We start from the raw sequence: 18,592 nt of genomic DNA on the forward strand, positions 1-18,592 counted from the left end.
GAGCTCGCTGGTCGAGTAGCCCCGCAGGGGCGTATCGAGACCCACCAGCGTCAGAAGGGAGGTCTGCACGCCCGGCCTTCTGACGGATGTGGATCTCGATACGCCCGCTGCGCGGGCTGCGGGCTCGATCAGCGGGGAGGGGGCGGACTGGCTTTCTGACGCTGGTGGAGCCTCTGGGAGAGGACTGCCGCAAGCTCGCTGGTCGAGTAGCCGCCGCAGGCGGCGTATCGAGACCCACCAGCGTCAGCAGGGAGGTCTGCAAGCCCGGCCTTCTGACGGACGTGGATCTCGATACGCCCGCTGCGCGGGCTACTCGATCGGCGAGGATGCCGCCCGCCGACGGGTGGTCGGGCGGTTGGCCGCGGCGAACCGCGCCGTCAGATCCGGTCGTCGAGGGCCGCGAGCAGCGCCGCGCGGTCCTCGCGGAGGATCGACGCCCCGCTGCCGGGGATCGCGCGCACCTCGACGCCGCGGTCGGAGAGCACCGAGGCGAGCGACGCGTGGCCCAGCGGGTCCTCGGGGAGCACGGCGAGCGTCGGCACGGTGAAGCCCTTCGGGGCGTCCGCCGCGTCCTTCGCGGTCAGGCCTGATGCCGATGCCGGATCCCAGAGGCGGTGCGCCGAGACGTCGAGCTCGATCTGCTCGTCGGTCCAGATCGGGTGGCGGCGGCGCACCTCGTCGGCGTCGCCCTTCTCGACCCGCGCGAGGGAGCCGGCGCGGTGCAGCGCCCCACCCAGCCCCCGCGCATCCGAGAACGCGGGGTCGAGCAGGATCAGCCGCTCGGGCCGGTAGTCGACGAGCTGCGCGGCGACGACCGCGCCGAGTCCGTGGCCGATGATCAGGTCGGGAGTCTGCAGGACCGACGCGCGGACGTCGCCCGCCCAGCGCTCGGGGGAGTACGTGGGCGACTTCGGCGAACCGCCGTGGCCGGCGAGGTCCGGCGCGATCACGCGGTAGCCGTGCTCCTGCAGCGCCGGGACGAGGGCGTACCAGACGCGCGAGTCGGAGGCGAGGCCGTGCAGCAGCAGTGCGACGCGCTCGCCCGCTCCGCCGTAGTCGCGGACGTAGAGCTGGAGCGGCTCGGCGGGACCGGCCGCGAGGGCCTTCCGCTCGGCGCGGGTCGGCTCGAGTACGAGGGCGTTGCCGAAGACGCGCGGCGCGGGTCCGAAGGCGTCGCGGGCGCTCTGCACGACGCGGCGGCCGAGCATCGCGTTGCCGACGCCTCCGATCGCCGCGCCGATGCCGAACGGCATGGCGCGACCGACGAGCCCTGCGCCCTGCTGGGTGAGGAAGTGCCGGGTGAAGGAGCGCTTGGCCCGATCGGCGATCTCGCCGACGAGGAAGGACGGCAGGCCCTTGGTCACGACCGAGCCCCAGTACTGGTTGAGGCCCGCCCCGCCGCCGACCGCCTGGCCCGCGACCTGACGGACCAGCTCGCTCCCGGAGGATCCCATCATCAGTGTGAGCACCAGCGCCCGCGCGCGCTCGGGATCCTCGAGTCGGATGCCGTGCACCTCGGTCACCGACTGCGCGAAGAGCGCGCTCGCCTCGAGGAACCCGGCGGCGCCCGCCCCCGACAGAGCGACGGAGGTGACGGTGCCGATCCCGGGGACGACGGCGGTCGCGCCGATCGCCGCGCCTCCTGCGGCGACGCTCGCGAGGTACTGGCGCTCGAGCGAGGTGATCAGCTGCTCCGGAGTCGCGTTCGGCCGGCGGCGGCGCAGGGCGCGGATGTTCGCCAGCACGGCGGGGCGCTGCACGGCGAGCAGTCAATCGAGCATCCGGGCCAGCTGGGCGTTCTCGACCTGCGCCTCCGATCCCGACGTGTCGTCGATCCGCTTCTCGAGGTCGCGCTTGCGCTTGCGGTCGGCCATGTCCTGCAACTCCTGCGTCGTCTGCCGACCGCGGGCGGCACGGCGCACCGGGGTCAGTCGGCGGCGGCCTGCGGTTTCGGCGCGTAGTCCTCAGCGTAACGGGCGAGAACCTGCTCGATCGGTGCGTCCAGGACGAGTCGGCCCTTGTCCAGGTAGAGCCCGCGGGTGCAGAACCGCCGCAGGTCGCGCTCGTTGTGCGAGACGAAGAACAGCGTCCGGCCGGCGGCGAGGAGCTCCTCGATGCGGGCGTAGCACTTCTCGCGGAAGGCCTTGTCGCCCACCGCGAGCACCTCGTCGACCAGGATGATCGGCTCCTCGAGGCGGGAGACGACCGAGAACGCGATCCGCACCTTCATCCCGCTCGAGAGGTGCTTGTAGGGGGTGTCGAGGAAGTCGCCGATCTCGGCGAAGTCGATGATCGAGTCGAAGCGGTCGTCGACCTCGCGCCGCGACATGCCGTGCAGCCCGGCCGTCAGGTAGACGTTCTCGCGGACGCTGAGGTCGGCGACGAAGCCCCCGGTGATCTCGATGAGCGGAGCGACTCCGCCGCGCACCTCGACGACGCCCTCGTCGGGCAGCACGACTCCCGCCACCAGCTTGAGGAGGGTCGACTTGCCCTGGCCGTTCCGCCCGACGACCCCGATGGCCTCGCCCTGGCGCACCTCGACGTCGAGCCCCCGCAGCGCCCAGAACTCGCCCGGGCGGGAGCGCCGGGAGCGGCCGGCGAAGAGGTCCTTGAAGGAGCGGCGCCCGCGGCGGTTGCGGCGGAAGCTGATCCCGAGACCGCGGCACGCGATGACGACGGGATTCTCGGTCGCCGACGACGCCATCACAGCTCCTTCAGGACCGCGCGCTCGGAGCGGCGGAAGACGATCAGGCCGACGACGAGCAGGAGCACCGAGATCAGCGCGGAGGTGAGGATCAGCGGCAGGTCGAGCTCGCTCGCGAAGAAGGTGGAGCGGTAGAGCGCGAAGATCCCGCTCAGCGGGTTGAGCGCCGCGTACGGCTGGATCCCGACGGGCAGGTTCGCGGTCGAGTAGATGATCGGCGACGCGTAGAAGAGGAAGCGCAGCACCAGCTTGATCACGCGCTCGAGGTCGCGGAAGAAGACCACGAGCGGAGCGACCAGGAGGCCGACCCCGAGGGTGAGGATCGCCTGCAGCACGATCGCGACCGGGAAGAGCAGGACGGCGGGAGTCACCTCGGCACCGGCGAGCACCGCGAACAGGACGAGCACCGGGATGCTCGCCACGAACTCGATTCCCTTCGAGAGCACGATCCGCCCGACCCAGATCGTGCGCGGGATCGAGGTCGAGCGCACGAGCTTCGCCTCCTTGAGGAAGGCGCGCGTGGCGTCGGAGGTGGCCTGGTTGAACCACATCCACGGCAGCAGCCCCGCGAGGAGGAAGACGATGTACGGGTCCTCGCCGACCGAGCGGTCGAAGACCACCGTGAAGACGAAGTAGTAGATCCCCGACATCACGAGCGGGTCGAGGACCGACCAGAAGTAGCCGAGAGCGCTCGTGGCGTAGCGGACGGTCAGGTCGCGCCGGGTGAGCAGCCACAGCGAGTGCCGGTAGCGCCACGCCCTGGAGCGACGGTGGCGGACGGCCGTCTCGGCCGAGGTGTCCGGCGCTGCTGGTGTGCTCATCCCGCGCGACTCCTCCCGACCGTCCGACCCGCCTGTGCGAGCCGGAGGAGCCGGGAGCGTCAGACGAAGAGGTTCGCGCGCTCGAGGTCTTCGGCGAAGTCCACCTCGACGGCGTAGAGGTCGGAGATGTCCATCGGCTCGACGAGCAGTCTGTCCTGCTCGATCGCCAACTCTAGGCCACGCTCGAAGTAGTCCTGGGCGTCCACGCGGGCGAGGTGGCGGATCAGCGCGGGCTTGTCGGCGGCCGAGACGTAGTTGATGCCGACCGCCTCGCCGAGGCCGCCGCGGACGGTCTTGGAGAGCTGGTCGATGTAGCCCTCGGCGCTCGTCGTGTACTTGACCTCCTCGTCCGACACCTTCGCGGTGTTGACGGTGACGAAGGAGGTGTCCTTCGCGATGAGCGCCCTCGTGCGGTCGAGGATGCGGGGGTCGAAGACGACGTCGCCGTTCATCCAGAGCACGCCGCCCTGACCCGACGCCTGGAGGGCGCGCAGGAGGCTCTTCGAGGTGTTGGTCTGGTCGTACTGCTCGTTGTAGACGAACGATGCCTGGGGGAACGCCTCGATGATGTGCTCGAGCTTGTAGCCGACCACGATGCTCACGGGCGTCTTCGCTCCGAAGGCGTGGTGGATGTTGTCGAACTGCTGCTGCATGATCGTGCGGCCGTCGCTGAGCGGGGTCAGCGGCTTCGGGAGGGACCGGCCGAGTCGGCTGCCCATTCCGGCGGCGAGGATGACGACCGAGGCGGGGATACCGCCCGTGCTGCTCCGTGAATCCGAGTGGGTCGTCATGTCTTCTCCTCGTGTTAACCGCCGCGTATCGATCTGATTGCTCCCTGGGTCGTTGCTTAGTGTACAGTTCCGGCTCGCTCAGGCCAGGGTGGTTGACGTCTCGACGTGTCGCGAGGACCCGATGCGCTCCTGTCGGGCTGCGAGCGAGTTGGTACCGTAGCCGGATGACGTCCGCGACGAACGCCGAGGAATCCGAGCGCGAGGCTGCTCCGCCCGCGGATCCGTCGATCGCCGAGGCGCCCGAAACCACGGAGGAGCCGGAGGTCGCGGGGGAGCCCGCGATCGCCGGAGAGCCGCAGGTCGTCGAGGAGGGGGGCGCGCCCGTCGCCGCCCCCGTCGTCTTCGCGCTGCGCGGACTCACCCGCACCTTCGGCCGCACCGTCGCCGTCGACCGCATCGACCTCGAGGTCAGGGCCGGCACCTTCTGCGGCATCATCGGGCCCAACGGCGCCGGCAAGACGACCACCCTCTCGATGATGACGGGGCTCCTCCGCCCCGACACCGGCCAGGTGCTCGTGCACGGCGTCGACGTCTGGAAGGACTCCGCCGCCGCCAAGCGGCTCATCGGAGTCCTGCCCGACCGCCTCCGGCTCTTCGACCGGCTCACCGGAGCCCAGTTCCTCTACTACGCCGCGGCGCTGCGCGGGATCGACCGCGCGACGGCGAAGCAGCGGATCGCCGAGCTCGCCGGGGCGCTCGGCCTCACCGACGCTCTCGAGCGCCTGATCTCGGACTACTCCGCCGGCATGGCGAAGAAGGTCGCGCTGGCCGGCGCCATGATCCACGCTCCGCGGGTGCTCGTGCTCGACGAGCCCTTCGAGTCGGTCGACCCCGTCTCCTCGGCCGCGGTCATCACCGTGCTCCGGCGCTTCGTCGCCGGGGGCGGCACGGTGGTGCTCTCGAGTCACGGCCTCGACTTCATCGAGCGCGTCTGCGACGACGTCGCCGTGATCGTCGGCGGCAAGGTGCTCGCCTCCGGATCGGTCGCCGAGGTCGCCGGGACCGCGACGCTCGAGGAGCGCTTCCTCGAGCTCGCGGGCGGCAAGCAGATCGCCGAGGGGCTGCAGTGGCTGCACGACTTCTCCGGCTGAGGCTCGACGTCCTCCTCGGGGCGTTCCGCTCCGGACCCGCGTCGACCGCCGGTGTGCTGCTCGGCGTGCTCGTCGTCGTCGCGGCCACGGCCGGGCTGCTCGCCGGGCTCCGCGCGCTCGAGCCCGCGAGCGGACTCGCGGCCGACGCCGTGGTGGTCGGCGGATCGCTGCTCACGCTCGCGTTCCTCGCGCTGCCGTTCCTGCTCGGCCCGGTCGACCCGATGGATCCGCGGGCGTTCCGGCTCTTCGGCATCCCGAGCGTCCGGCTCGCGGCGGCCCTGGCCCTGGCCGGGCTGATCTCGGCGCCGGTGCTCGCGCTCGCCGTGCTGGGCGGGGCGCTCGTCCCGCTCTTCCCGGGCGCCGGCGCGCTCGGCGTGCTCGGTCCGCTGCTCGGGGTGCTCACGAGCGCCCTCCTCGCGCGGATCGGCCTCGCCGCCTCCGCCGCCCTCGTGCCCTCGCGCACCGCGCGGGAGCTGCTCGCGGTACTGGGACTCGTCCTGATCCTCGCGGTGCCCGTCGCCCTCGTCCTGGTCACGGGACTCGACTGGGGAGGCGCGGGCTCGCGGGTGCTCGACGGTCTCGCCTCGGCGCTCGGCGCGACTCCTCTCGGTGCCGCCTGGGCGATCGCCCCGGCGGCCGCTGCGGGCGACCCCGTCCCGTCCCTCCTCGTCGCCCTGCTCACGCTCGTCGTCGCGGCGGCCGTGTGGTGGCTCGTGGTCCGGGTGCTGACCGAGCGTCCGGAGCGCACGCACCGCCCGGCGCGCGGGGTCCGGCTGGGCTGGTTCGAGGTGCTCCCCGCCTCGCCCGCCGGGGCGATCGCCGCCCGCAGCATCACCTACTGGGCGCGGGACCCGCGCTACCAGGCGTCGCTCGTGGCCGTGCCGCTCCTGCCGGTCGTGACCCTCGTGCTGCTGGCGGTCGTCGGAGTGCCCTTCCCGCTGCTGTCGCTGCTCCCGGTGCCGCTCGTCGTGCTGTTCCTCGGCTGGTTCCTGCACAACGACGTCGCCTACGACGGATCGGCCTTCTGGCTGCACGTGGCGGCCGGAGTCCGCGGCCGCGCCGACCGCCTCGGCCGCGCGTTCCCCACACTCCTGCTCGGGCTGCCGATCGTCCTGCTCGGCTCGCTGGTGAGCAGTGCGACCTCGGGGCTGGACGGCTCCTTCCCGGTGCTCCTCGCGGCCAACACCTGCCTGCTGCTCGTGCCCGCGGGAGTCGCGAGCGCCGTGTCGGCGCGGCTCGCCTACCCGGCGCCGCGGCCCGGCGACAGCGCGTTCGTGCAGCCGCAGGCGCCCGGCGCGAGCGGCGCGGGTCCCCAGGCGCTCGCCTTCGGGCTCGGGCTGCTGCTGGCGGCGCCGACGGTGGTGCTCGCCCTCCGCGCCCTCTTCGTCGATCCGGAGGCGGTGTCCACGGCGGTGCTCACCGGCTTCGGCAGCGCGGTGGTCGTGTTCGTTCTCGGCGTCCTGCTCGGCGGGGCGCTCTTCGACCGCCGAGCGGCCGAGCTGGTCTCGTTCACCAGCCGCTACTGAGCCGCGGCCCGGAGTCGCTCCGAGGGAGCGCGCGTAGAATCCTCCGCATGACGACCCGGCCTGAGAACAGCAGCACCGACCCCCTCGAGGGCGGCGGAGGAACCGCCACCCTCGACCGCGAGCTCGAGGAGCTCCTCAACCAGGAGACCGTCGAGCCCGGCGATCACGAGCGCTTCTCGCACTACGTCCCGAAGGACAAGATCCTCGAGAGCGCCATGACCGGCAAGCCCGTCCGTGCGCTCTGCGGCAAGAAGTGGCTCCCGGGCCGCGACCCCGAGAAGTTCCCGGTCTGCCCGGCCTGCAAGGAGATCTACGCCCGGATGAAGTAGGGCGCGCCTCAGGCGTAGCGCGTCGGCAGCACGGGGTCGCCACGGCCCAGACGCAGGGCGTCCTGCGGCAGCTCGAGCACAGCATTGGCGTGGTGCTCGCGAGCGGCATGCACGCCCGCCGGTCCGAGGTGGTCCGGGAGGATCGTCCCGTCGTCGATCAGCGGCACGAGCAGCGCCCGCTCATCCTCGCCGACGGCGCCCTCCGGCCCCGCGCCCACGTGCACGACCTCCTCGACGGCGATGCCGTCCTCGGTGAGGAGGCGGCCGGCGGCCTTGCGCCCGCCGATGGACGCCTTCGCGATCGACTTCTTGGCGACGGCGACCCACTCGCCCGCGTCGTCCTCGTGCGCCACGAGCTTGTAGACCATGCCCGCCGTCGGGTGGCCGGAGCCCGTCGCGACCGAGGTCCCGACGCCGTAGGAGTCGACGGGCGAGGCGGCGAGCGCGGCGATGCCGTACTCGTCGAGATCGTTGGTGACGGTGATCCTCGTGCCGGTCGCACCGAGCGCGTCGAGCTGCGCGCGCACGGCGGCCACCTGCTGCGGGAGGTCGCCGGAGTCGATCCGCACGGCGCCGAGGCCGGTGCCCGCCACGCGGACGGCCAGGTCGACCGCGGCGGTCACGTCGTAGGTGTCGACGAGGAGCGTCGTGCCGGGCCCGAGGGCTGCGACCTGCGCGCGGAACGCCGCCTCCTCCGAGTCGTGCAGGAGGGTGAAGGCGTGCGCGGACGTGCCCATGGTCGGCACGCCCCAGCTGCGGCCCGCCTCGAGGTTCGACGTCGCTCCGAATCCGGCGATGTAGGCGGCGCGGGCCGCGGCGACCGCCGAGCGCTCGCCGGCGCGCCGCGATCCCATCTCGGCGAGCGGGCGGCCGTCGGCGGCCGACACCATGCGCGCGGCGGCGCTCGCGACGGCGCTGTCGTGGTTGAGGACGCTCAGCACGAGGGTCTCGAGCAGCACGCCCTCGGCGAAGGGCGCCTCGACGATCAGCACGGGGGAGCCGGGAAGGTAGACCTCGCCCTCGCGGTAGCCCCAGACGTCCCCGCCGAAGCGGTAGTCCGCGAGCCAGTCGAGAGTGCGGGAGTCGACCACGCGGTTCTCCTGCAGCCAGTCGAGCTCCGGCTCGCCGAAGCGGAACCGCGAGATCAGCTCGAGGAGGCGGCCGGTGCCCGCGAGGACCCCGTAGCGGCGCCCGGGCGGCAGGCTCCTCGCGAACACCTCGAACATGCAGCGGCGGTCGGCGGTGCCGCTGCCGAGAGCGCCCTCGACCATCGTGAGCTCGTAGCGGTCGGTGAGGAACGACGTCGCATCCATCCGATCAGTGTTCCACGAGCCCGCCGGTAGGCTCGTCTCCTGTGACGGACGCACCCATCGGCATCTTCGACTCCGGGGTCGGCGGGCTCACCGTGGCCCGCTCGGTGATCGACCAGCTGCAGAACGAGTCGATCGTCTACCTCGGCGACACCGCGCACTCGCCCTACGGTCCGAAGCCGCTCGCGGACGTCCGCGCGTACGCCCTCGACACGCTCGACACGCTGGTCGACCAGGGCGCGAAGCTGCTCGTGATCGCCTGCAACACCGCCTCGGCGGCGATGATGCGGGACGCCAGGGAGCGCTACACGATCGGCCGCGGCATCCCCGTGGTCGAGGTCATCCAGCCGGCGGTCCGCAGCGCGGTGCGCGACACCCGCAACCGCAGGGTCGGAGTGATCGGCACGGTCGGCACGATCCGCTCCCGCGCCTACGACGACGCCTTCGTCGCGGCCCCCGACCTCGAGCTCGTCACCGCGGCGTGCCCGCGCTTCGTCGAGTTCGTCGAGGCGGGGATCACCTGGAGCGACGAGCTGCTCGCGCTCGCCGAGGAGTACCTCGCGCCGCTCAAGGCGGCCGGAGTCGACACGCTCGTCCTCGGCTGCACCCACTACCCGCTGCTGCGCGGCGCCATCGCCTACGTGATGGGCCCCGACGTGCGCCTGGTGTCGAGCGCCGAGGAGACCGCGCTCGACGTCTACCGCACGCTCGTCGCGCACGGCCTGCAGCGCACCGCCTCCGCTCCGCCGAGCTACCGCTGGGAGGAGACCGGATCGAGCGACTTCGTCCGCCTCGCCCGCCGGTTCCTCGGCCCAGAGGTCTCGAGCGTCGACCTCGTCGAGACCGGCACCATCAATCTGCGCGAGCTCGACCGGGCCGCGCGACAGACAGGGAGTCCCCAGTGACCGACAGCACCTCCGCCCAGCCGGCCGTGAAGCGCAAGGACGGCCGCGCGGCCGACGAGCTGCGCACCGTCACCATCGAGCGCGGCTGGAGCACGCAGGCCGAGGGCTCGGCCCTCGTCTCGTTCGGGAACACCCGGGTGCTCTGCACCGCCTCCTTCACCAACGGTGTGCCGCGCTGGCTCCAGGGCAAGGGCAAGGGCTGGGTCACCGCGGAGTACGCGATGCTGCCGCGCTCGACCAACTCCCGGATGGACCGCGAGGCGGTCAAGGGCAAGGTCGGCGGGCGCACCCACGAGATCTCGCGCCTGATCGGGCGCAGCCTCCGCGCCGTGGTCGACATGAAGGCGCTCGGCGAGAACACCATCGTGATCGACTGCGACGTGCTGCAGGCCGACGGCGGCACCCGCACGGCGGCGATCACCGGCGCCTACGTCGCGCTGGTCGACGCCATCGAGTGGGCCCGCGGCAAGAAGTACGTCGGCCAGAAGGCGACGCCGCTGATCGACAGCCTCTCCGCCGTCTCGGTCGGCATCATCGACGGCGTCCCGATGCTCGACCTCGCCTACGTCGAGGACGTGCGCGCCGAGACCGACATGAACGTCGTCGTGACGGGCCGCGGCCTCTTCGTCGAGGTCCAGGGCACCGCGGAGGGCGCGCCGTTCGACCGCCGCGAGCTCGACGCGCTGCTCGACCTCGCCGTCGGCGGTGCCGCCGACCTCGCGCGCATCCAGGCGGAGGCGCTCGCCGCGGAGCCGGGGCCCCGCGCGTGAGCCTGGATCTCGTCCTCGCGACGCACAACGCGGGCAAGGTCGAGGAGTTCCGCGCGATGCTCGCGGGCGCGCTGCCGGGAGTCGGCGTGCGGGCCTACGACGGGCCCGAGCCGGTCGAGGACGGCGTCACGTTCGCGGAGAACGCGCTGATCAAGGCCCGGGCGGCCGCGGCGCACACCGGCCTCGTTGCGCTCGCCGACGACTCCGGGATCTGCGTCGACGTGCTGGGCGGCGCCCCCGGGATCTTCTCGGCGCGCTGGTCGGGCAGGGCGCACGACGCCCGGGCCAACCTCGAGCTGCTGCTCGCCCAGCTCGACGATGTGAAGGCCGAGCACCGCGCGGCGCACTTCAGCTGCACGATCGCGCTCGTCGTGCCCGACTCCGTGCTGCCGGGAGGCCAGGAGATCGTGGTCGAGGGCCGCTGGGACGGCGCGATCGCGACGGCGCCGCGCGGCACGAACGGCCACGGCTACGACCCGGTCTTCGTCCCCGAGTCGGGCTCCCTCACCGCCGCCGAGCTCGCGCCCGAGCAGAAGAACGCCCGCAGCCACCGCGCCCGGGCCTTCACCGCCCTGCGCTCCGAGCTCGTCGCGCTGGAGTCGCGCCTGTCCTGACGCTCACTGCGAGACGCTCCCGGGTACGCCGCGCGCCGAGGGAGGCGGACCCGAGCGACCTCTCGTGGGGGTCGTCAGTGCTTGGGGCGCTTGTCGTCCAGGGCGTCCTGGTCGAGGACGTAGGCGGCCGACTCGGTCGAGTCGGTCTCCTTGTCGGTGGCGAGGCGGGCCTTGCGGCGCTGCTGGAAGAAGTGGAACAGCGTCGGCACGATCGCCAGGATCACGGCGCCGATGAGGATCACGTCGATGTAGTGCGAGACGAAGTCGGCGACCGGCGGGATGAACGCGAGCAGCCAGCCCAGGAGGGTGACGCCGCTGCCCCAGAGCAGGGCGCCGATGAGGTTGTAGAGGCTGTACTTGCGGTAGTTCATGTGCGCGACGCCCGCGGCGATCGGCGCGAAGGTGCGCACGATCGGCACGAATCGCGCGAGGATCACGGCGAAGCCGCCGAAGCGCTCGAAGAAGGCGTTGGTGCGCTTGACGTTCTCGATGCTGAAGAAGCCCGACTCCTTGCGCTCGAAGATGCGCGGGCCCGCCTTGTGGCCGATCAGGTAGCCGACCTCGCCGCCGAGGAACGCGGAGAAGCCGATCGCGAGGCAGATCAGCCAGATCGGGACGCCGAGGCCGCCGTTCGCCGCGTCCTCGTGCGCGAGGAGCCCGGTGATGATGAGCAGGGTGTCGCCCGGGAAGAGGAAGCCGATCAGCAGACCGGTCTCGGCGAAGACGATGATGCACACCACCAGGACGCCCCACGGCCCGAACGAGGTGAGGATCGTCTCCGGGTCGAGCCAGGGGATCAGGGCGGCGTGGTTCAACGGTTCTCCAGTCGATCGATGCCGGTCGGCTCCGAGCACCGGGCGCGACCGCGCTCAGCGTACCGGTCGAGCCCCTGGTGTTCCGGGGCGGGAGAACGTCGTGCGGAAGGTGGGACTCGAACCCACATGCCTCTCGGCACAGGAACCTAAATCCTGCGTGTCTGCCATTCCACCACTCCCGCGAGTGCGCGACTCAGTCTAGGAGCGGCCTGCGGTGAGGGATGTAGCGCGGGATCCATCGGGCGAGCGCTGCGGCACCGGCGAGACCGAGCACTCCCATCGCTCCGGCGGCGAAGGGCAGCGAGACCGCGGCGATGAGCGCCGACACGATGATCGGCGCCGCCGCGTTGCCCGCGTCGCCGGTGAAGCGGAACGCGCCGAGGAACGGAGCCGGGTCGTCGGGAGGCGCCAGGTCGGCGCCGATCGTCATGAGGATGCCCGATCCGATGCCGTTCGCGAGCGCCAGGACGCAGGCGACCGCGACGAACCAGGGCACCGGATCGGCGGCGACGAGCGTCAGCACGAGGATCAGGTGGCCGAGCCCGAGCCCGATCATCGATGGGATCGCCGTCGCGCCGCGGCCGAAGCGGTCCATCAGCTGGCCGCCTGCGTAGAACAGGGCGAAGTCGATCCCGCCGGCGATGCCGATGATGATCGCGGTCTGCGTGTCGGCGATCCCGATGCTGACCGCCCAGAGCGGGAGGATCAGGGTGCGGCTCGCCCGGAGCGCGCCGATGACCGCGGCGCCGGTCCCCATGCGGGCGAGGACGCCGCGGTGCTCGCGCAGCGTGCGGACGAGGCCGGGCGACGCCTCCGGGGCGGGGACGGGATCGGGGGAGAGGTCGGCCGTGGCCGCCTGCGCCCGGCGCAGCACGGTCGCCGGGTCGGGCACCAGGAGCAGCACGACCACCGCCGCGACGCAGCAGACGATGTGCACCCAGAAGACCGACTCGACCGAGCCGGTGAGGTGCACGACGCCCGCCGCGACGAACGGACCGACGAACCAGCCGGCGCGGAAGGCGCCCGCGAGCGCGCTGAGCGCCCTGGCGCGGTGGGTGATCGGGACGAACGACGTCATGAACGCGTGCCGCGCGAGCGCGAACACCGCCGTCGCGAGGCCGATGATGAAGACGCCGACCGTCAGCCCGACCCACGAGGTCGAGAGCAGGCAGACGATCAGCCCGAGGATCGAGGCGGCGGAGGCGCTCAGCATCGCGCCGCGCTCGCCGATCCGCGAGACGATCCAGCCGCTCGGGATGTCGCCCGCGAGCTCGCCGATCATGATCATCCCGGCGACCAGGCCCGCGAGCGCGAGCGTCGCGCCGAGATCGCCCGCCGCGGCGGGGAGGAGGGGGATGATCGCGCCCTCGCCGACCGAGAACAGCAGCGTCGGCAGGAAGGTGGAGAGCAGGAGCGGGCCGACGGGGAACGGGCGCTCTGCGGGGACGGTCACCGTCTCCATGCTAGGTCGGAGCAGCGCCCCGCCCGCTCTCATCGTCCCCGTTAGGCTGGATCCACCATGCTGGACAACGACTTCACCGAGCAGATCACTGCTCTCCGCTCCACCTTCGCCGACATCCGAGCCGTCATCGACGTCGAGGGGCTCCGCTCGAGGATCGCCGACCTGAGCGAGCAGGCGGGTGCGCCCGACCTCTGGGACGACACCGACGCCGCCCAGAAGATCACGAGCGCGCTGAGCCACCGCCAGTCGGAGCTGGCCCGCGTCACGTCGATCGAGCGACGCCTCGACGACCTCGAGGTGCTGGTCGAGATGGCGAACGAGGCCGAGGACGCCGAGTCGGAGCAGGAGGCGATCGCCGAGCTCAGCGCCCTGCAGAAGATCATGGGCGAGCTCGAGGTGCAGACGCTGCTCGACGGCGAGTACGACGACCGCCCGGCGGTCGTGACGATCCGCGCGGGCGCCGGCGGCGTCGACGCCTCCGACTTCGCCGAGATGCTGATGCGGATGTACCTCCGCTGGGCCGAGAAGCACAAGTACAGCGCGACCGTGATGGACGCGAGCTACGCGGAGGAGGCCGGCATCAAGTCGGCGACCTTCGAGATCGACGCGCCCTACGCCTTCGGGACCCTCTCGGTCGAGGCGGGCACGCACCGCCTGGTCAGGATGAGCCCCTTCGGCGCGGCGGGGAAGCGCCAGACCTCGTTCGCCGCGGTCGAGGTCATCCCGCTGATGGAGGAGGCCGGCGCGGTCGAGATCCCCGACAACGACATCCGGGTCGACGTCTTCCGCTCCTCGGGCCCCGGCGGCCAGTCGGTCAACACGACCGACTCCGCGGTGCGCATCACCCACCTCCCCACGGGGACGGTCGTGTCGATGCAGAACGAGAAGAGCCAGATCCAGAACCGCGCGGCGGCCATGCGCGTCCTGGCGTCGCGACTCCTGCTGATCCAGAAGGAGCAGGAGGCGGCGACCAAGAAGGAGCTCGCGGGGAACATCACCGCGAGCTGGGGCGACCAGATGCGCAGCTACGTGCTCGCGCCGTACCAGATGGTCAAGGACCTCCGCACCGACCACGAGGTCGGCAATCCGTCGCACGTCTTCGACGGCGACATCGACGGCTTCATCGCGGCGGGCATCCGCTGGCGCAAGTCGGCCTGATCGCACCGCGGCACCGCGGGCCGCTCGACGCGCCGCAGGCCGGCTCGGCCGACTCTCCGAGATCGTCGTTTACCCTCGGTACGACATGATTCGCTTCGACAACGTCTCCAAGCAGTACCGGGGCGGCACCAGACCCGCCCTGAACGCCATCGATCTCGAGATCCTCCGGGGCGAGTTCGTCTTCCTCGTCGGCGCCTCGGGCTCCGGCAAGTCGAGCTGCCTCCGGCTGATCCTGAAGGAGGAGCGGCCCTCCTCCGGCTCCATCCACGTGCTCGGGCAGAACCTGGGCAAGATCTCGAGCCGCAAGGTGCCCTACTTCCGCCGCAACATGGGCGTCGTCTTCCAGGACTTCCGCCTGCTCCCCAACAAGTCGGTCTTCGACAACGTCGCGTTCAGCCTCCAGGTGATCGGCAAGTCGAAGGGCTACATCCAGGAGGCGGTCCCCGACACGCTCAAGATGGTGGGCCTCGCGGGCAAGGCGTCGCGCCTGCCGCACGAGCTGTCCGGAGGCGAGCAGCAGCGCGTCGCGATCGCCCGCGCGGTCGTGAACAAGCCGGCCGTCCTCCTCGCCGACGAGCCCACGGGGAACCTCGACCCGACCACCAGCGCCGGCATCATGGCGCTCCTCGAGCGGATCAACGCCGGCGGCACGACCGTCATCATGGCCACCCACGAGGCCGGCATCGTCGACCAGATGAAGCGCCGCGTCATCGAGCTCTCGGCCGGCAGCATCATCCGCGACGAGCGCCAGGGCGGCTACGGCCAGACCGAGAGCATCACCGTGGTCCACGACGGCGTCGTCGTCGTCGCGGCAGACGACCACAAGGTCGCCGAGACGACGTCGATCCCGGTCATCACCGAGAGCGCGCTCGCGCCCGCCGAGGTGCCGGAGCTCGACCTGCGTCGCCCCGCCCCCGCGCTCCCCACGGCGGCCGACCCGCACGGCGGGTCCTTCGCCCGGCCGCGCCTCTCGCAGACGGCCGCCCAGCCTGTCGTCCCCGAGGGACGCCGCTCGGCCAACGCCCCCGAGTCGCACGTCACCGCGGCGCACCCCGTCCTCCCCGCACCCCCCGCGCCGGAGGCCCCCGAGGCACCGCGCGTCGTCGAGCTCGCGAGCCAGACCGGCCCGATCTACCTCCCCGCCGACACCGGCGCGCTCCCGGAGGAGTCGCTCGCGGCCCGCCTGGGCCTGCGCGCCGCGCGGGAGGACGGCGACGAGACCGGGGACGACCAGCAGAACGTAGGACCCGTCAAGTGAGATTCGCACTGATCTGGTCGGAGGTCTCGAGCGGCCTCCGACGCAACGTCTCGATGGTCGTCTCCGTCATCCTGGTGACCTTCATCTCGCTCACCTTCGTCGGCACCGCGATCCTGCTGCAGATGCAGATCGGCCAGATGAAGAACTTCTGGTACGACAAGGCGCAGGTCGCCGTCTACATGTGCACCGCCACCTCCGGGGGCTCGAACTGCAGCGGCAGCGACGCGACCCAGGAGCAGATCGACTCGGTCGAGGCGCAGCTCGACGGCGCCACCCTCGCGCCCTACATCGACGAGTCCTACTTCGAGGACCACGACCAGGCCTACGCGAACTTCCAGCAGCAGTTCGCCGGCAACCCGGTCGCCGAGTACGTCACTCCGGACCTGCTCAACCAGACCTTCTGGATCAACCTCAAGGACCCGACGCAGTCGGACGTGATCGTCGAGAGCCTCTCGAGCGTCTCGGGGGTCGAGAGCGTCACCGACCAGCGGCAGTACCTCGACCAGATCTTCTCGATCCTGAACGCGGCGAGCTACACGGCGATCGGCATCGCGGTGCTGATGCTGGTGGCGGCGGTGCTGCTGATCGCGACGACGATCCGCTTGTCGGCCTTCTCGAGACGCAGGGAGCTGGGCATCATGCGGCTCGTGGGGGCGTCGAACCGCTTCATCCAGACCCCGTTCATCCTCGAGGGCGTGTTCGCGGCGCTGCTCGGATCGATCCTCGCGGGAGTCGCGGTCATCGCGATCGTGCAGTTCTTCGTGCAGGGGTTCCTGGCGTACCGCATCCCGCTGACCTCGTTCGTGGGGCTGGACGACGCGCTGATCGTCTTCCCGATCCTGGTGGTGGTGGGCATCGTCCTGGCCGCGATCTCGGCGAACGTGGCGATCGCCAGGTATCTCCGGGTCTGACCGCTCCGCACGGCCGTATACTGATGGGCTGCCTCGATCGGGGCAGCCCATCGTCGCTCTCGGAGAGGAGCCGCCGTGCCCAGGGAACAGGGTCAGAAGGTCGTCGCGACCAACCGCAAGGCGCGCCACGACTACCTCATCGAGGACACCTACGAGGCGGGTCTCGTGCTCTCGGGCACCGAGGTCAAGTCGCTCCGGGCCGGCCGTGCGTCGCTCGTCGACGGCTACGCCTTCGTCGACGGCGGTGAGGCCTGGCTCGACGCGGTGCACATCAACGAGTGGGCGCACGGCACCTGGACGAACCATCCGCCCCGGCGCAAGCGCAAGCTGCTGCTGCACAAGGCGCAGATCCTCAAGATCCACAACAAGGTGAAGGAGGGCGGGTACACGCTGATCCCGCTCTCGCTCTACTTCAGCGACGGCAAGGCCAAGGTCGAGCTCGCGGTGGCCAAGGGCAAGAAGGACTACGACAAGCGCCAGGTGCTCCGGGAGCGCCAGGACCGTCGCGAGGCCGACCGCGCGATGTCGACGCGTCGCCGCCTCGGCGACTAGGCGCTCCGGCGCAACCGTCTGCGCGACGTCTGCGGGTTTGCGACACTGGAGCCCGTGACCGCCTCCGAGAACGCCCTCAGTCCCGCCGACGAGAAGATCCGCTGGCGCGCCTTCGCCATCAGCGTGGCGGTCGCGGCGATCACCATCCTCGACCTCTCGAAGGTCAACGTGGGCCTGCCCTCGATCGAGAAGGCGCTGTCGGCCGACGCGAGCCAGCTGCAGCTCATCGTGGCCGGCTACGCGCTCGCCTTCGGTCTCGCCCTCGTGCCGGCCGGCCGCCTCGGCGACCTGCGCTCCCGGCGCCTGCTCTTCCTGATCGGGCTCACCGCCTTCACGGTGACGAGCCTGCTCTGCGCGATCGCGCCCAGCATCGAGATCCTCGTCGTGGCGCGGTTCCTCCAGGGCGTCGCGGCCGGCATCCAGATGCCGCAGGTGCTCGGGCTGGTGCAGCAGATGTTCACCGGCGCGGAGCGGGCTCGGGCGTTCGGCGTGTTCGGCGCGGTGATCGGCCTGTCGACCGCCTTCGGGCCGACGCTCGGCGGGCTCCTCATCGCGATCGGCGGCGACGAGGACGGCTGGCGCCTCCTGTTCTGGATGAACATCCCGCTCGGAGTGGTCGCGCTCGCCTTCGCCTGGCGGCTCCTGCCGCGCACGCACCGGAAGCCGGACGGCGACACCTCCCTCGACCCCGTCGGCCTGCTGCTGCTCGCGGTCGCGATCTTCGCCTTCATGCTCCCGTTCCTCCTGACGACGGGGAGCTCCTCCGACTCGCCGTTCCGGTGGTTCTGGCTGCTCCTGGCGGCCGCAGCGGCCTTCGCCTTCGTGAAGTGGGAGGCGCACTACGCGGGTCTCGGGCGGACTCCGGTGATCGACTTCCGGATCTTCCGCACCAGCTCGTACCGCAACGGGATCCTCGTCGCCACGTCGTACTTCGCCGCCATCCCGGCGACCTTCCTGCTGACGACGCTGTTCCTGCAGCAGGGGCTCGGGCTGGCACCCGTCTTCGCGGGCATGGTGAGCATCCCGTTCGCCCTGACCTCAGCGGTGACGGCCTGGTACGGCGGCAAGCTCGTGCAGACCTACGGCCGGGCGCTGGTCGTGCTCGGCATCGTGCTGGTCGTCATCGGCTTCACCCTCGTGCTGCTCGCCGCCGAGCTGCTGCCGGCCGAGACCGCGGCGTACGGCATGGGAGCGGCGATGCTGGTCGCGGGAGCGGGCGGCGGATTCGTCGTCTCGCCGAACCAGACCCTCACCCTGGCCGAGATCTCTCCCGCGCAGGGCGGCGTCGCCGGCTCGGTCGGACAGCTCGGTCAGCGCGTGGGGACGGCGGTCGGCACCGCCTGCGCCTCGGCGGTCTTCTTCGCGACGCTGGCGAGCGAGCAGGGGATGGCGGAGGGGCTCGACCGCTACCACGACGCCTTCCGCAACGGCTACTTCGTGACGCTGGGGCTGATCGCGCTGGCGCTCGTGCTCGGGCTGCTCGATCTGCGCCGCCGCCGCGTGAGCGCTCGCGAGGCGGGGTAGACTGAATCCTTGTAACTCAACAGTGTGCGACGACGACCCACTCCACAGGAG

The 18,592-nt window shown here is 71.5% G+C and carries 18 protein-coding genes and 1 tRNA gene; 11 read left to right on the forward strand and 8 right to left on the reverse strand.

Annotation, left to right across the window (positions count from 1 at the left end; translation table 11 throughout):
• Nucleotides 1–377: 377 nt before the first annotated feature.
• From GRS92_RS16850 to GRS92_RS16865, 4 genes are all read right to left on the reverse strand, one after another.
• Nucleotides 378–1,760: an alpha/beta fold hydrolase gene (locus GRS92_RS16850; protein WP_159858783.1), complete on the reverse strand. Its 1,383-nt coding sequence runs from the start codon at nucleotides 1,758–1,760 to the stop codon at nucleotides 378–380.
• A 167-nt stretch (nucleotides 1,761–1,927) separates the two neighbouring features.
• Entirely contained in the window at nucleotides 1,928–2,704 is a 777-nt protein-coding gene (locus GRS92_RS16855; protein WP_159858786.1) for an ABC transporter ATP-binding protein, read from the reverse strand.
• Complete coding sequence (locus GRS92_RS16860) at nucleotides 2,704–3,525, reverse strand: ABC transporter permease (RefSeq protein WP_159858791.1); 822 nt, start codon at nucleotides 3,523–3,525, stop codon at nucleotides 2,704–2,706. Before GRS92_RS16860 ends, GRS92_RS16855 begins: the two co-directional genes overlap by 1 nt.
• Nucleotides 3,526–3,584: 59 nt before the next feature.
• The gene (locus GRS92_RS16865) at nucleotides 3,585–4,277 is read right to left on the reverse strand and encodes a phosphocholine cytidylyltransferase family protein (RefSeq protein ID WP_159859058.1); all 693 of its coding nucleotides are present in this window, start codon (nucleotides 4,275–4,277) and stop codon (nucleotides 3,585–3,587) included.
• A gap of 203 nt (nucleotides 4,278–4,480) precedes the next feature.
• Here GRS92_RS16865 and GRS92_RS16870 point away from each other — a divergent pair, with 203 nt between their 5' ends.
• The 3 genes from GRS92_RS16870 to GRS92_RS16880 are packed head-to-tail and all read left to right on the forward strand — an operon-like array spanning nucleotide 4,481 to nucleotide 7,262.
• Nucleotides 4,481–5,407: an ABC transporter ATP-binding protein gene (locus tag GRS92_RS16870; RefSeq protein WP_159858794.1), complete on the forward strand. Its 927-nt coding sequence runs from the start codon at nucleotides 4,481–4,483 to the stop codon at nucleotides 5,405–5,407.
• Nucleotides 5,383–6,933 (forward strand): ABC transporter permease, encoded by a 1,551-nt coding sequence (locus GRS92_RS16875; protein ID WP_159858797.1) that lies wholly within the window; start codon nucleotides 5,383–5,385, stop codon nucleotides 6,931–6,933. Before GRS92_RS16870 ends, GRS92_RS16875 begins: the two co-directional genes overlap by 25 nt.
• A 47-nt stretch (nucleotides 6,934–6,980) precedes the next feature.
• Nucleotides 6,981–7,262, forward strand: a complete 282-nt coding sequence (locus tag GRS92_RS16880; protein WP_159858799.1) for a DUF3039 domain-containing protein — start codon at nucleotides 6,981–6,983, stop codon at nucleotides 7,260–7,262.
• An 8-nt stretch (nucleotides 7,263–7,270) separates the two neighbouring features.
• Here GRS92_RS16880 and GRS92_RS16885 read toward each other — a convergent pair whose 3' ends face one another.
• On the reverse strand, nucleotides 7,271–8,575 hold the full coding sequence (locus GRS92_RS16885) for a nicotinate phosphoribosyltransferase (RefSeq protein WP_159858802.1): 1,305 nt from the start codon (nucleotides 8,573–8,575) through the stop codon (nucleotides 7,271–7,273).
• 41 nt (nucleotides 8,576–8,616) lie between these two features.
• Here GRS92_RS16885 and murI point away from each other — a divergent pair, with 41 nt between their 5' ends.
• Genes murI through rdgB form a run of 3 tightly spaced genes read left to right on the forward strand, consistent with a single transcriptional unit; the run spans nucleotide 8,617 to nucleotide 10,861 of the window.
• Nucleotides 8,617–9,477, forward strand: a complete 861-nt coding sequence (murI, locus tag GRS92_RS16890; protein ID WP_159858805.1) for a glutamate racemase — start codon at nucleotides 8,617–8,619, stop codon at nucleotides 9,475–9,477.
• Nucleotides 9,474–10,247, forward strand: a complete 774-nt coding sequence (gene rph / locus GRS92_RS16895) for a ribonuclease PH (RefSeq protein ID WP_159858808.1) — start codon at nucleotides 9,474–9,476, stop codon at nucleotides 10,245–10,247. The genes murI and rph overlap by 4 nt, the downstream gene beginning before the upstream one ends.
• The gene (gene rdgB / locus GRS92_RS16900) at nucleotides 10,244–10,861 is read left to right on the forward strand and encodes an RdgB/HAM1 family non-canonical purine NTP pyrophosphatase (protein WP_159858811.1); all 618 of its coding nucleotides are present in this window, start codon (nucleotides 10,244–10,246) and stop codon (nucleotides 10,859–10,861) included. Before rph ends, rdgB begins: the two co-directional genes overlap by 4 nt.
• A gap of 74 nt (nucleotides 10,862–10,935) precedes the next feature.
• Here rdgB and GRS92_RS16905 read toward each other — a convergent pair whose 3' ends face one another.
• From GRS92_RS16905 to GRS92_RS16915, 3 genes are all read right to left on the reverse strand, one after another.
• Complete coding sequence (locus tag GRS92_RS16905) at nucleotides 10,936–11,676, reverse strand: DedA family protein (protein ID WP_159858814.1); 741 nt, start codon at nucleotides 11,674–11,676, stop codon at nucleotides 10,936–10,938.
• Between the two features lie 101 nt (nucleotides 11,677–11,777).
• Nucleotides 11,778–11,858 (reverse strand) — tRNA-Leu (locus GRS92_RS16910).
• Between the two features lie 11 nt (nucleotides 11,859–11,869).
• Complete coding sequence (locus GRS92_RS16915; protein WP_235022097.1) at nucleotides 11,870–13,129, reverse strand: MFS transporter; 1,260 nt, start codon at nucleotides 13,127–13,129, stop codon at nucleotides 11,870–11,872.
• 66 nt (nucleotides 13,130–13,195) lie between these two features.
• Here GRS92_RS16915 and prfB point away from each other — a divergent pair, with 66 nt between their 5' ends.
• The 5 genes from prfB to GRS92_RS16940 all read left to right on the forward strand — a co-directional run bounded on the left by prfB (nucleotide 13,196) and on the right by GRS92_RS16940 (nucleotide 18,541).
• On the forward strand, nucleotides 13,196–14,296 hold the full coding sequence (prfB, locus tag GRS92_RS16920; RefSeq protein ID WP_159858820.1) for a peptide chain release factor 2: 1,101 nt from the start codon (nucleotides 13,196–13,198) through the stop codon (nucleotides 14,294–14,296).
• Nucleotides 14,297–14,381: 85 nt separating this feature from the next.
• Nucleotides 14,382–15,554 carry a cell division ATP-binding protein FtsE gene (gene ftsE / locus GRS92_RS16925; protein ID WP_159858823.1) on the forward strand — a complete coding sequence of 391 codons (1,173 nt, stop codon included), beginning with the start codon at nucleotides 14,382–14,384 and terminating at the stop codon, nucleotides 15,552–15,554.
• On the forward strand, nucleotides 15,551–16,465 hold the full coding sequence (gene ftsX / locus GRS92_RS16930) for a permease-like cell division protein FtsX (protein WP_159858826.1): 915 nt from the start codon (nucleotides 15,551–15,553) through the stop codon (nucleotides 16,463–16,465). Before ftsE ends, ftsX begins: the two co-directional genes overlap by 4 nt.
• A 75-nt stretch (nucleotides 16,466–16,540) precedes the next feature.
• Nucleotides 16,541–17,017: an SsrA-binding protein SmpB gene (gene smpB / locus GRS92_RS16935; RefSeq protein ID WP_159858852.1), complete on the forward strand. Its 477-nt coding sequence runs from the start codon at nucleotides 16,541–16,543 to the stop codon at nucleotides 17,015–17,017.
• Nucleotides 17,018–17,071: 54 nt separating this feature from the next.
• Nucleotides 17,072–18,541 (forward strand): MFS transporter, encoded by a 1,470-nt coding sequence (locus GRS92_RS16940; RefSeq protein WP_235022098.1) that lies wholly within the window; start codon nucleotides 17,072–17,074, stop codon nucleotides 18,539–18,541.
• The last annotated feature ends 51 nt before the right edge of the window (nucleotides 18,542–18,592 follow it).

This window comes from Rathayibacter sp. VKM Ac-2754 (assembly GCF_009807095.1).
Lineage (GTDB): Bacteria > Actinomycetota > Actinomycetes > Actinomycetales > Microbacteriaceae > Rathayibacter.

Bases quoted from the DNA above. Each gene is read 5' to 3' on its own strand.
- GRS92_RS16855 (WP_159858786.1), bottom strand. From the start codon at position 2,704: ATGGCGTCGTCGGCGACCGAGAATCCCGTCGTCATCGCGTGCCGCGGT.
- GRS92_RS16860 (WP_159858791.1), bottom strand. From the start codon at position 3,525: ATGAGCACACCAGCAGCGCCGGACACCTCGGCCGAGACGGCCGTCCGC.
- GRS92_RS16870 (WP_159858794.1), top strand. From the start codon at position 4,481: ATGACGTCCGCGACGAACGCCGAGGAATCCGAGCGCGAGGCTGCTCCG.
- GRS92_RS16880 (WP_159858799.1), top strand. From the start codon at position 6,981: ATGACGACCCGGCCTGAGAACAGCAGCACCGACCCCCTCGAGGGCGGC.
- GRS92_RS16885 (WP_159858802.1), bottom strand. From the start codon at position 8,575: ATGGATGCGACGTCGTTCCTCACCGACCGCTACGAGCTCACGATGGTC.
- prfB (WP_159858820.1), top strand. From the start codon at position 13,196: ATGCTGGACAACGACTTCACCGAGCAGATCACTGCTCTCCGCTCCACC.
- ftsE (WP_159858823.1), top strand. From the start codon at position 14,382: ATGATTCGCTTCGACAACGTCTCCAAGCAGTACCGGGGCGGCACCAGA.